12 protein-coding genes and 1 pseudogene are annotated in these 11824 nt (G+C 71.2%); 5 read left to right on the plus strand and 8 right to left on the minus strand.

The features are described from left to right. Positions 1–58: 58 nt before the first annotated feature. The 3 genes from ACH4TV_RS22535 to ACH4TV_RS22545 all read right to left on the minus strand — a co-directional run bounded on the left by ACH4TV_RS22535 (position 59) and on the right by ACH4TV_RS22545 (position 2713). A complete protein-coding gene (locus ACH4TV_RS22535; protein ID WP_398400775.1) occupies positions 59–655 on the minus strand; it encodes a sugar kinase in 597 nt (198 codons plus the stop codon). Next, the gene (locus ACH4TV_RS22540) at positions 652–1836 is read right to left on the minus strand and encodes an ROK family glucokinase (RefSeq protein WP_398400777.1); all 1185 of its coding nucleotides are present in this window, start codon (positions 1834–1836) and stop codon (positions 652–654) included. Before ACH4TV_RS22540 ends, ACH4TV_RS22535 begins: the two co-directional genes overlap by 4 nt. A gap of 139 nt (positions 1837–1975) precedes the next feature. Further along, positions 1976–2713: a GntR family transcriptional regulator gene (locus ACH4TV_RS22545; RefSeq protein ID WP_398401594.1), complete on the minus strand. Its 738-nt coding sequence runs from the start codon at positions 2711–2713 to the stop codon at positions 1976–1978. 130 nt (positions 2714–2843) lie between these two features. Between ACH4TV_RS22545 and ACH4TV_RS22550 the strand changes: the two genes are divergently transcribed. Then, positions 2844–3857, plus strand: coding sequence for a Gfo/Idh/MocA family oxidoreductase (locus ACH4TV_RS22550; RefSeq protein WP_398400779.1), 1014 nt, complete (start codon positions 2844–2846; stop codon positions 3855–3857). A 292-nt stretch (positions 3858–4149) separates the two neighbouring features. Here the strand turns inward: ACH4TV_RS22550 and ACH4TV_RS22555 are convergent, their stop codons facing one another. After that, positions 4150–4830, minus strand: a complete 681-nt coding sequence (locus ACH4TV_RS22555) for a response regulator (protein WP_398400781.1) — start codon at positions 4828–4830, stop codon at positions 4150–4152. A gap of 96 nt (positions 4831–4926) precedes the next feature. Here ACH4TV_RS22555 and ACH4TV_RS22560 point away from each other — a divergent pair, with 96 nt between their 5' ends. Beyond that, positions 4927–5961 (plus strand): aldo/keto reductase, encoded by a 1035-nt coding sequence (locus ACH4TV_RS22560; protein ID WP_398400783.1) that lies wholly within the window; start codon positions 4927–4929, stop codon positions 5959–5961. Between the two features lie 49 nt (positions 5962–6010). Here the strand turns inward: ACH4TV_RS22560 and ACH4TV_RS22565 are convergent, their stop codons facing one another. Continuing rightward, a complete protein-coding gene (locus tag ACH4TV_RS22565; protein ID WP_398400785.1) occupies positions 6011–7321 on the minus strand; it encodes a histidine kinase in 1311 nt (436 codons plus the stop codon). Between the two features lie 186 nt (positions 7322–7507). Between ACH4TV_RS22565 and ACH4TV_RS22570 the strand changes: the two genes are divergently transcribed. Then, positions 7508–7705, plus strand: coding sequence for a hypothetical protein (locus ACH4TV_RS22570; protein WP_398400787.1), 198 nt, complete (start codon positions 7508–7510; stop codon positions 7703–7705). Between the two features lie 9 nt (positions 7706–7714). On the opposite strand, the gene pgm is transcribed toward ACH4TV_RS22570, so the two are convergent. Then, complete coding sequence (gene pgm, locus ACH4TV_RS22575) at positions 7715–9355, minus strand: phosphoglucomutase (alpha-D-glucose-1,6-bisphosphate-dependent) (RefSeq protein WP_398400789.1); 1641 nt, start codon at positions 9353–9355, stop codon at positions 7715–7717. A gap of 112 nt (positions 9356–9467) precedes the next feature. Here pgm and ACH4TV_RS22580 point away from each other — a divergent pair, with 112 nt between their 5' ends. Beyond that, complete coding sequence (locus tag ACH4TV_RS22580; protein WP_398400791.1) at positions 9468–10145, plus strand: class I SAM-dependent methyltransferase; 678 nt, start codon at positions 9468–9470, stop codon at positions 10143–10145. A gap of 146 nt (positions 10146–10291) precedes the next feature. Continuing rightward, positions 10292–10687, plus strand: a complete 396-nt coding sequence (locus tag ACH4TV_RS22585; RefSeq protein WP_398400793.1) for a ribonuclease domain-containing protein — start codon at positions 10292–10294, stop codon at positions 10685–10687. A gap of 294 nt (positions 10688–10981) precedes the next feature. On the opposite strand, the gene ACH4TV_RS22590 is transcribed toward ACH4TV_RS22585, so the two are convergent. Together ACH4TV_RS22590 and ACH4TV_RS22595 are read right to left on the minus strand one after the other, a co-directional pair. After that, positions 10982–11575, minus strand: a complete 594-nt coding sequence (locus tag ACH4TV_RS22590) for a DM13 domain-containing protein (RefSeq protein ID WP_398400795.1) — start codon at positions 11573–11575, stop codon at positions 10982–10984. A 149-nt stretch (positions 11576–11724) separates the two neighbouring features. Further along, a pseudogene (locus ACH4TV_RS22595) lies at positions 11725–11820 on the minus strand (flavodoxin family protein); the annotation flags it as partial. Positions 11821–11824 lie beyond the last annotated feature (4 nt).

Consider the following 11824-nt stretch of genomic DNA (forward strand, 5'->3'; position numbering starts at 1 on the left):
ACGGGCGGGGTCTGACAATCGGTCCCGGCGACCTACCCGGGACAGGTCGCTCGGCCGGTCAGGGGGTGGTGCGGGAGACGACGTACACCATGTAGTGGTTGGGGTGCGACCACTTCACGACGAGGTGCTGGGTGGGCGCCGGGTTCTTCTGTGCGTGGGCGAGGCCCCACCACGGGCCCGGGTCCTTGAACTCCCAGCCGACGATCTTCTGGTCGCGGGCGCTGATGGGGAACGTGTCCTTCTGCAGGCTGGTGCGGGGGACGCCCATGGCCTTGAAGAAGTAGTCCAGCCCCGCGTTCGTGGTCATGAACTGGACGTACAGGCGGCTGGTGCGCCAGTTGTTCGTCTCGTAGTACGCGACCTTCGTCGACAGGATTCCCTCGCCGTCGGCCTGACGCGGGACGGGCACCTCGTAGATGTGGCGCTGGACCTTCGAGGGCCAGGCCTCGGTGAGGCCTCGCGCCGCCCACTTGCGTTCCTTGTCCTTGCCGCTGTCGCGGCTCTGTTCGGCGGAGATCACCAGATAGCCGGCCGGGACACCGATGAGCAGCACGATGATCAGCAGGGTCAGGGCGCGACGGCGGATCCGGTGACCGCGGTCCTCGGGCGGCGGCTCGTCCGGGGTCATGGCCTGGCGGGGCAGGGAGGCGGTCACAGCGGCCCCTGGGTGGTGCGGCGGGTCTCGACGAACTTCTCGTAGCGCTCGTACCGCTCGACGCGGCGCCGGTTGGCGCGCCGGAAGCGGCGGGCGACCAGGCGGGCGAGGTCGGCGGCGCCCACCATGCCGGCCTCGGGACCGAGCTGGGCGCGGGCGATGCGGGCCTCGGGGCGGTAGCCGCGGCCGGTGAGGTGGCGGCGGAAGGCTTCCCGGGCGGGGCCGATCAGGAGGTCGTCGGCCGCGGAGACGCCGCCGCCGATGACGAAGCAGGAGGGGTCCAGGGCGGCGGCCAGGTTGGCGATGCCGACGCCGAGCCACTGACCGATGTCCTGGAGCAGCTCGATGCACATGGCGTCGCCCTCGCGGGCCAGCTCGGTGATCATCGGGCCGGTGATCTCGGAGATGTCGCCCTTGACGTGCTCGATGATCCCGTACGCCACCGGGGAGTCGGCGGCGGCGAGTTCACGGGCCTCGCGGACCAGTGCGTTGCCCGAGCTGTACTGCTCCCAGCAGCCGCGGTTGCCGCAGGGGCAGCGGTGGCCGCCTGGCACGACCTGCATATGGCCGAACTCGCCGGCGACGCCGAACTTGCCGCGCTTGACGTGGCCGTCCTCCAGGATCGCGCCGCCGATGCCGGTGCCGAGCGTGATCATGACGAGGTCGTCCTCGCCGCGCCCGGCACCGAAGCGCCACTCGGCCCAGGCCGCGGTGTTGGCGTCGTTGTCCACGAGGACGGGGACGGCGAGGCGGCTGGAGATACGGTCCCTCAGGGGCTCGTTGCGCCACGACAGGTGGGGCGCGAACAGGACCCGGTTGCGGTCGGCGTCGACCCAGCCGGCCGCGCCGATGCCGACCGCGTGCACGTCGTGCCGGTCGGACAGGTCCAGGACCAGCTCGACGATGGTGTCCTCGACGACTTTGGGGCTCTTGGACTTGTCGGGCGTCTCCGTGCGGAGCTTCTCCAGGATGTTGCCGTCGGCGTCGACGACTCCCGCCATCACCTTCGTGCCGCCGATGTCGATGCCGACGGTGGGCACGCGGGGGGCCGTGAGGTGGGAACGGCGCTCACGCGTGCCGACGGTGCGCAGCGCCGGTGCCCGGCGGGAGCCTATGGGGGCGCCGCCCCCAGTGGCTGCGCTGAGAGCCCGAGGGAGTGCGAGGTCGCGGTAGGTGCTCATTGCGGCGATTCTGCCTCACCGTAGGAGTCGTTGCCGCGCGGGGGAGCAATGGGGCGGTGTGCGTTGTTTGCCGGGTGCGGGTGCGTTGTGGTTGCTCGCGCAGTTCCCCGCGCCCCTGACGGGAGGGCTGCGCCCTCCGTCAGGGGCGTACGAGGAGTTGGAACTCGAACGAATAGCGCGTGGGTCTGTACGTGTGGGTGCCGAACTCGACGGCGCGGCCGGTGTCGTCGAAGGTCGTGCGCTGCATGGTGAGCAGCGGGGCCCCCGCGTGCTCGCTGAGCCGTTCCGCCTCCGCGGACGTGGCCTCCCGCGCGCCGATCGACTGCCGGGCGCTGTGCAGCGTTATCCCGGCGGCGCGCATCAGGCGGTACAGCCCGGTGGCCTCCAACTGGCCGGTGTCCAGGTCGAACAGGCCGGGCGGCAGGTAGTTGCAGAGGTACGCCATCGGCTCGCCGTGGGCCATCCGCAGCCGTTCCACGCGGTGTACGTCGCTGCCCTCGGCCACGTTGAGCGCGGCGGCGATCTCGGCGGAGGCCGGCACGACCGTGTTGACGAGGACCTTGGTCGCGGGGCGCTGGCCCGCCGCCTCCAGGTCGTCGTACAGGCTGCTCAACTCAAGCGGGCGCTTGACCTGGCTGTGCACGACCTGCGTACCGACGCCCCGGCGGCGTACGAGCAGGCCCTTCTCCACGAGGGACTGGATGGCCTGGCGCACCGTGGGGCGGGACAGGCCGAGCCGCCCGGCCAGCTCGATCTCGTTGCCCAGCAGGCTGCCGGGGGTGAGCGCTCCGTGTTCGATGGCGGCTTCGAGCTGCTGGGACAGCTGGAAGTAGAGCGGTACCGGACTGCTCCGGTCCACTCTGAGCTCCAGCGGCACTGTCGGATCCACATCTGGTTTCGGCACGGGCCGAGCGTAGCTCCGGGCGTTGTTGACGGGAAGTCGTGTAGTTCGATTGTCCGGACATACGCATTGACAGCTTGCCTGGTCGGACCCCAGTTTGGTTCTCATGCGCATCGGAGTCATCGGGACGGGCCGTATCGGCACATTCCACGCGAACACCCTCAGTCAGCACCGCGAAGTCGGCGGATCCCTCATCGTCACGGACGCGGACAGCGGGCGGGCACAGGATCTCGCGCACCGCTTAGGGGCGACGGCCGCGCCGGGCGTCGACGAGATCTTCACCTGGGGCGTGGACGCCGTGGTGATCACCGCGGCCACTTCTGCCCACGCCGAACTGATCGGTCGGGCAGCACGCTCGGGTCTCCCGGTGTTCTGCGAGAAGCCCATAGCGCTCGATCTGCCCGCGACCCTGGCCGCGATCGCCGAGGTGGAGGCGGCCGGCACGATCCTTCAGATGGGCTTCCAGCGCCGCTTCGACACCGGCTACACGGGCGCCCGTGAGGCCGTGCACTCCGGGAAGCTCGGCCGTCTGCACACCGTCCGCATGATGACGTCGGACCAGACACCGCCCCCGCCCGAGTACCTGCCGTTGTCCGGCGGGCTGTACCGGGACACCCTCATCCACGACTTCGACATCCTGCGCTGGGTGACGGGGCGCGAGATCGTCGAGGTGTACGCGACCGGGTCGGACACCGGACCCCCGATGTTCCGCGAGGCGGGCGACATCGGTACGGCCGCCGCGGTCCTCACCCTGGACGACGGCACGCTGGTCACGGCGACGGCGACGCGCATGAACGGCGCGGGCTACGACGTGCGCATGGAGCTGGCCGGCGAACTGGACCAGGTCGGCGTCGGCCTGGACGACCGTACGCCCATCACGTCCACCGAACCGGCCGGACCGCCGGCCGCGAGCAAGCCCTGGACAGGCTTCCTGGAGCGCTTCGGCCCCGCTTACGAGGCCGAACTGTCGGCCTTCGTCGAAGTGGTGCGCGGAGAGCGGGCCAACCCCTGTGACGGCCGTGAGGCGCTCCAGGCGCTGCGCGTCGCCGAGGCCTGCGAACTGTCGAGACGGGAGCGCAGACCCGTACACCTCGCGGAGATCCCGGGCGGACGGGACTGAGGAGCATCGCGGCGGCGCAGCATCCAGATCCCCCGGCGAGCCCGGGCCGATGAGCCGCCGCCGCAGCGGCAGGCTCCGTACCCCGCGGCAGCCGGCCGCCGGGCCGGGCCGGGGCGCGGTCCCGCCCAGTGTCATGAGAACGCGCGGCGCCGCCCGCTGAGCGGCCTGGTGAAGTCGGGTGCGCGACCCGCGCCCCAAAGGGGCGCGGGGCTGTATCGACCTGCGGCTCCGCCGCGGGGCGCGGCCAGCCCCCACCGACCCGCGCAGACCAACCGCATGTCCGGCGGAGCCCTCAGTGCCCGTCCTGCCCGTTCTCTTCCAGGAGGCCGGCGTCGTAGGCCAACAGGGCGATCTGAACCCGGTTGTTGAGGTCGAGCTTGGCGAGGATGCGGGAGACATGCGTCTTGACGGTGGCGACGCTCATGAACAGCGCGGCGGCGATCTCGGCGTTCGACCGGCCCTCGCCGACGGCGACGGCGACCTCGCGTTCACGGTCGTTCAGCGCGCCGATCCGCCCCCGGGCGCCGGCCCGCCGGGTGTCCGCCGTGCCGCCCGCCGCGTGGGCCATCAACTGGCGGGTCACGGCGGGCGAGAGAACGGGGTCGCCGGCCGCTACACGGCGTACCGCCGCCAGGATCTCGGCGGGCGGGGTGTCCTTGAGGACGAACCCGGCGGCGCCCGCGCGCAGGGCGCGCAGCACCTGGTCGTCGGCGTGGAAGGTGGTGAGGACCACGACCTGCGGGGCGTCCTTGCGAGCCCGCAGGCGCTCGGTGGCGACGAGTCCGTCCACCGTCGGCATCCGGATGTCCATGAGCACGACGTCCGGGCCGGTGCGGCCGACGAGTTCCTCGACCTCGCTGCCGTCGGCCGCCTCGCCGACGATCTCGATGTCGTCGGCGCCGCCCATCATGAAGGACAGGCCTGCCCGTACCAGCGGGTCGTCGTCGACGAGGAGCAGTCTGATCACGGTCATGGCCCTACGTAATCACGGTTGGGCGGCGCCTGGACGTACACGGGCGGCGCACAGATACATTGCCGACCTGAACTCCCGTGAAATGAGGGGCCTTTCGTGCGCTACCGACTGCTGGGCCGGACCGGCCTCCGTGTCTCCGAACTCTTCCTGGGGGCCATGACTTTCGGTGAGCAGGGCGGGGTGGGGGCGCCCAAGGAGGAGTGCGCGCGCATCCTCGGCGCGTACGAGGACGCCGGCGGGAACGTCGTCGACACCGCGATCAACTACCGTGGTGGCGCCAGCGAGACGATCCTGGGCGAACTCCTCAGGGGGCGGCGCGACCGGCTCGTACTGTCCACGAAGTACACGATCTCGCGCGACGGCGCCGATCCGAACGCCGCCGGCAACCACCGCAAGAACCTCACGCTGTCCCTGGAGACGAGCCTGCGCCGGCTCGGTACGGACTACGTCGACGTGTACTGGGTGCACATCTGGGACCGTGCCACGCCCGTCGAGGAGACCATGCGCGCCCTCGACGACGCCGTGCGCTCCGGGAAGGTGCTGTACGTCGGTATCTCGGACGCGCCGGCCTGGGTGGTGTCCCGGGCCAACACCCTGGCCCAGTGGCGGGGTTGGTCGGAGTTCGCCGCGCTCCAGGTGCCGTACAGCCTGCTGAACCGGGACATCGAGCGTGAACTGCTGCCGATGGCCGAGGCGTTCGGGATGTCGGTGGCGGCGTGGAGTCCGCTCCAGAACGGCATCCTGTCCGGCAAGTACACGCGCGCGCGGGGCATCGCCCCCGACGAGTCGGTACGGCTGGCCGCGGACGCGATCGGTGAGCGCGAGCACGCGGTGGCGCGGGCCGTGCAGTCGGCGGCGGACGAACTCGGCGCGTCCCCGGCGCAGGTGGCCATCGCGTGGACCATGGCGCGCTCTCCCGCGGTGCATCCGATCGTGGGTGCGCGCCGGGTCGGGCAGCTCATGGACAACCTCGGCGCGGCCGAACTGACGCTCCCCGCCGACCTCGTGGACACGCTGGACGAGACGACCGGATTCCGGCCGGGCTTCCCCACCGAGTTCATCGAGGAGACCTCGGCATGGGTGTACGGGGAGGCGGGGCAGCGGGTGGTACCGCGTACGGTGCGCGACTGAAAGGGGCTTCTTCTTAAAGAGGTCTCGTCCTACGCGGCTGACGGTCCCGTCACGCTCCCCACGGCAGCCAGGCCCGTACCGCGAATCCCCCGACCCTTCCCCCGTCGCCGTCCCTCTCCTCGCCGTGCTCCAGCCGGCCGCCCGCCAGGGTCGCGCGCTCGGTCAGGCCGATGAGGCCCTGTCCGGAGCCAGGGACCGGCGGGACCTCCCCCGGGGGCGCCGGATTGCGTACGGAGATGGTCAGGCCGTCGCCCGGGCCGCCCGCGAGGGAGACCGTGACCTCGGCGCCGGGGGCGTGTTTGCGGGCGTTCGTGAGGCACTCCTGGACGATCCGGTAGGCGGTGCGGCCGACGGAGGCGGGGACGGCGGCCGGTGCCGTCACCCGGCTGTCCAGCACGATCTTCATTCCGGCCTCGCGGGACTCCGTCACCAGGGTGTCGAGCGCGGCCAGCGTCGGCTGCGGGCGTCCCGCCTCCTCCGAGTCGCCGGCCCGCAGGACGCCGATGATCTCCCGCAGGTCCTGGAGGGCCTCGTGGGCGCTCTCCCGGATGACCCCGGCCGCCCGGGCCACCTCCTCCTGGGGCGCGTCGGGCCGGAACTCCAGGGCGCCCGCGTGGACGCTCAGCAGGGTGAGCCGATGGGCGAGCACGTCGTGCATCTCGCGCGCGATGGCCTCGCGGGCGAGCCGCTGTGCCTGCTCGGCCCGCAGCGCCGCCTCCGTCTCGGCCCGCCGCAGCCGGTCCCGCAGGCTCAGCATGAGCTGCCGCTTGGACCGCACGAACATGCCCCAGCCGACCGCGGTCGCGGTCAGCAGGACGCTGAGGACCACCGAGACGAAGTAGGACAGGTCCGGGTCGGGGCGCAGCCAGTAGAAGAACGGGATCACTGCGACGGAGAAACCGCTGACCGGGCCGACGTACCGGAAGGGGCGGTGCACGGCGAGGGAGAAGAGCGCGACCAGGCCGGCGCCGCCCGCGGTGGTCGAGACGAGGCTGACGGCGAGCATCGCGACGGCGAGGCCCAGCGGCCAGCGGCGGCGCAGCCAGACGGCGGCGCAGGAGAAAGCGCCGATCCACTGGTCGACGACGGCGAGGGCGTGCGGGGTGTTCGGGTCGTCGGCCAGGGCGTCCGCGCCCAGCACGCCGATGACGACGGCCAGCAGGAAGCAGGTGAAGTCGACGACCCAGTCGCGTGCGGTGCGCCGGGGCCGTACGGACATTCCGAACCGTCCGGCCTGCTTCCGGTCGGAGCCGGGAGCGGGGGCGGGAACCGGGGCGGGGTCGAGTCCGTCGAGGACGGCCGAGGGGAAGAGCCACCGCCGCCCGGGGAACGCCGTCGGGCGCTGGCGTCGGCCGGTCATTGCTCACGGTCGACAAATCTACGCAGTGACAGCCCGCCCCACCCACCGCGAAGACGTGATCGTCGACCAAAGTCGCGCCGCCGCAGACTTTCGGCGCCGCCGCGACGGGCAACCGGCGACTTCGGAGGGACAGGCCTCGCCCTGCGGCCGATGGAAGCGGAGGGTCCGCGGGGCGAGGATCCTGGCATGAAGCAGTTACTGGAAGGCGCTGGTCTTCTCGCCCTGCTGCAGGGCGCGGCGGGCCTGCTGCACGAGTTCACCGACCTGCACTGGGGCCTCGTACAACGGGTCGGTGTCCTCGACGGCTACGAGATCTACGCGAGCGTGGCACTGCTCGTGCTGTCGGTCGCGCTGTTCGCGGCCGCCGAGAGCCAGAAGTCCTGATGACCGGCGTCAGGCGCCGAGCGCCGCCAGCACCACCGACCTGGCCTCCTCCTGGACCTGGCGCAGATGGTCCGGGCCGAGGAACGACTCCCCGTAGATCTTGTAGACGTCCTCGGTGCCCGAAGGGCGGGCCGCGAACCAGGCGTTGGCGGTGGCGACCTTGATGCCGCCGAGGGCGGCGCCGTTGCCGGGGGCCTCGGTGAGCACCGTGGTGACCGGCTCGCCGGCGAGGGTGGCGGCGGTGACCTGGCTCGGGGAGAGCTTCGCGAGCAGCGCCTTCTCCTCGCGGGAGGCCGGGGCGTCGACGCGCGCGTAGGCGGGGGCGCCGAAGCGCTCGGTGAGCCGGGCGTAGTGCTGCGACGGGGTCTTTCCGGTGACGGCCGTGATCTCGGAGGCGAGCAGGGCCAGGGTGATGCCGTCCTTGTCGGTGGTCCACACCGAGCCGTCGTGGCGCAGGAAGGACGCGCCGGCCGACTCCTCACCGCCGAATCCGAGCGAGCCGTCGGACAGGCCGTCCACGAACCACTTGAAGCCGACCGGGACTTCGACCAACGGGCGGCCGAGGTCCGCCGCGGCCCGGTCGATCATGCTGGACGACACCAGGGTCTTGCCGATCCCGGCGCCCGCGGGCCACTGCTCCCGGTGCGAGAAGAGGTACGAGATCGCCACGGCCAGATAGTGGTTGGGGTTCATCAGGCCCCCGTCGGGCGTGACGATGCCGTGCCGGTCGGCGTCGGCGTCGTTGCCGGTGGCGATGTCGAACCGGTCGCGCTGCTCGATGAGCGAGGCCATGGCGTACGGCGAGGAGCAGTCCATGCGGATCTTGCCGTCCCAGTCCAGCGTCATGAAGCGCCAGGTGGGGTCGGTGAGCGGGTTCACCACTGTCAGGTCGAGCCCGTGCTGTTCGCCGATACGGCCCCAGTAGGCGACGGACGCGCCGCCCAGCGGATCGGCGCCGATGCGCACGCCGGCGGCCCGGATCGCCTCCAGGTCCAGCACGTTCGGCAGGTCGGCCACGTAGGTGCCGAGGAAGTCGTAACGGCCGGTGCCGGGTGCGGCCAGGGCACGGGCGTAGGGGATGCGCCGTACGTCCTTCAGGCCGCCGGTGATGATCTCGTTGGCGCGGTCCTGGATCCAGGAGGTCGCCTCGGAACCGGCGGGGCCGCCGCTCGGCGGGTTGTACTTGAAGCCGCCGTCCGCGGGCGGGTTGTGCGAGGGGGTGACCACGACGCCGTCGGCGAGACCGGACGTGCGGCCGCGGTTGTGGGCGAGGATGGCGTGCGAGACGGCCGGGGTGGGCGTGTAGCCGTCGGCCTGGTCGATGAGGACGGTCACCTCGTTGGCGGCGAACACCTCAAGTGCCGTGATCCGCGCGGGCTCCGACAGGGCGTGGGTGTCGGCCCCGAGGAAGAGGGGGCCGTCGGTGCCCTGGGCGTCGCGGTACTCGCAGATGGCCTGGCTGGTGGCCGCGATGTGGTCCTCGTTGAACGCCGCGTTGAGTGACGAACCACGGTGTCCCGAGGTGCCGAACGCCACCCGCTGCCCTGGCTCCGCCGGGTCGGGATGCAGCGCGTAGTACGCCGTGACCAGTCGGGCTACATCGATGAGGTCCTCGGACCCGGCGACCTGCCCCGCTCGCACGTTCTGCATGTCCCGCTCCTCCGCAAGGTCGACCAGTGGGTACGCCCCCCATTCTCCCCTGCCCGGCCCACCGGGACGCGTACCGGTGGGCCGTTGTGGCACGCGCCCGGCGGGTGCGACGATGCGGGTCGGCGAACGAAGGGACACTGACGTGACGCACGAGGACCAACGGCCGCCCGCTGCCGTGCTGTTCGACGCGCTGGGCCCCGACTACGAGAAGGCGTTCGCCCATGCCCCCGCGCACCTGTCCGCGCTGGAGTGGCTGATCGAGCGGCTGCCGTCCGCCGCGCGGACACTGGACGTGGGCAGCGGCACCGGGCGGCCCACCGCGGCGGCGCTCGTCGGGGCGGGGCACTCGGTGCTGGGCGTCGACATCTCCCCCGTCATGGTCGAACTCGCCGTCCGCCAGGTCCCCGAGGCCGAGTTCCACTGCGTCGACATCCGGGAGCTCCCGCTGGAGGCGGACTCGTTCGACGGCGTGTGCGTGTTCTTCTCGCTGCTGCAGATGGCCCGCGCCGAGCAGTCGGCTCTGATGCGGCGACTGACCCTGGCCCTGAGGCCCGGCGGGCATCTGGTGCTGGCCACCGTGCCCGTGGACGCGGAAGACGTCGAGTTCGTCTTCATGGGGCAGCCCGTCCGCGCGACGAGCTTCGCCGAGGAGGACTTCGTCGGCATGGTGGAGGCGGCCGGTCTGACGGTGCTGGACCGGAACAGCAGCCTCTTCACCCCGGACCACCCCACCGCCGAGCCCGAGCCCCACCTCTTCCTGCACTGCCGGCGCGACGAGACGGGAAGCTAGCGCCGAAGCCTCCGGGGTTCCTGGCGTGCAGACCGCATGGAGGCACGGTGCGCCAGGTTAACTTCCCGAAAACTCATCGGACTTGACGGGAAAATCTCCGGAGTTGTCATTGACATGCCACTATCTACGCGCGTCATCATGAGGGCATGAGATTCCCCCCACGGATCACTCGTATCGGCGCCGCGGCCGCCGTCCTGTCAGCCCTCCTCGTCGGCGGTACCGTCACCGCCGGCACCGCGGGTGCCGCCACCTCGGCGGTCGGCAGCATCTGCTACGGCGACCTGCCGTCGCAGGCCTACACCACGCTCAACCTGATTGCGCAGGGCGGCCCCTACCCGTACTCGCAGGACGGCGGCGTCTTCCAGAACAGGGAGGGTGTCCTGCCCAGTCAGAGCACCGGCTACTACCACGAGTACACGGTCAAGACCCCCGGCTCCTCAACCCGCGGCGCCCGCCGCATCGTCACCGGCGAGGAAACCCAGGAGGACTACTACACGTCCGACCACTACGCCACCTTCGACCTCGTCGACTACGGCTGCTGACATCCCAGGTCCTCAACAGGAACACGCGACGTACGCTCCGATCGGGTAGCCGTCGGAGAAGTCCGTCCACCGGGCGGGACCTGAACCGCGCAGCCCTCTTCGTGAAGTCTGTGCGCAGCAGGTCATGGCCGTCCGTGCGCCGAACAGACGAAGCCGAGTCCTTCACCATCGTCTGACGTGAACTCCTCGCCCCGCGGTCCCCCCACGCCCAACCGCCGCGGGGCGAGGCACGTTCGACCGCCGGCTTCACGAGCGACCTCATGATCTTTCGCTACGGGCTTGCCGGGTCTCACGTCACCCCTCCCGAACCACAGCGCCCCCTCGGGCGAACTCGGCGGCGCCGAACGAGACGTCGAAACGGTCGCACCAGATGCTCACACTGCTGTAGCCCGACGGATCGACCTCACTGGGCAGGACGTAGTTCTGGCTTCCCTTGTTGCCCTTCAGCTTGCCGAGACTGACGTACTTCCCGTCGTCGAACACATGCCATCCGGCCTGCCCCTGCTTCACCGGAGCGTCGGTCAGCCAGACACGCAGGTCCGGCCCGTTACTGGTGTCCAGGTTCTCCAGCCGGACGACATGGGAGCCGTCGGCCAGCCGTACGAGTTTCACCGTGCCCGATGTCGCGTGCTCGTGGCTGATCAGCTCACCACTCGCCACCGTCTGCGGACCGCCGGCCGGGGAGGGCGGCGCGGAGGGCTCGTCCGAGGGCGCCGCGGCAGGAGGAGCGGACGTCTCCACCACCGCTGGCAGTGCCTCCTGGACGGTCTCGTCCTGCCACAGCTTCCACGGCTGGAACCAGTACAGCCCGAAGCCGACTCCGCCGACCGCCACCACCAGCACCGCGATGGCCAACGGCCCGGTCAATACCCTGCGCACGCGCCTCATCCATGCCTCGACTCTTGGGAGTTTGCTTGTTGCTCTCCCATTCAACGGAGTGGGGCTGCCGTCCCCCACCCCGCAGGCGATGACGGAGTCCTTACGACGCACCGTCACACACAGAGGTCGGAAGCGCTGGGCTCCCGGTCCGGCTCAGCAGGGCCGCCCGAACCAGGGGCCAGGTACGACGGGTCGGGCCCCGCGGCGCCGATCCAACCCGCGTCCGCCTCCGGCGGGATGGTGCAGCCGAGGTGGTCG

The organism is Streptomyces sp. NPDC020898 (genome assembly GCF_044333925.1).
Classification (GTDB): domain Bacteria; phylum Actinomycetota; class Actinomycetes; order Streptomycetales; family Streptomycetaceae; genus Streptomyces.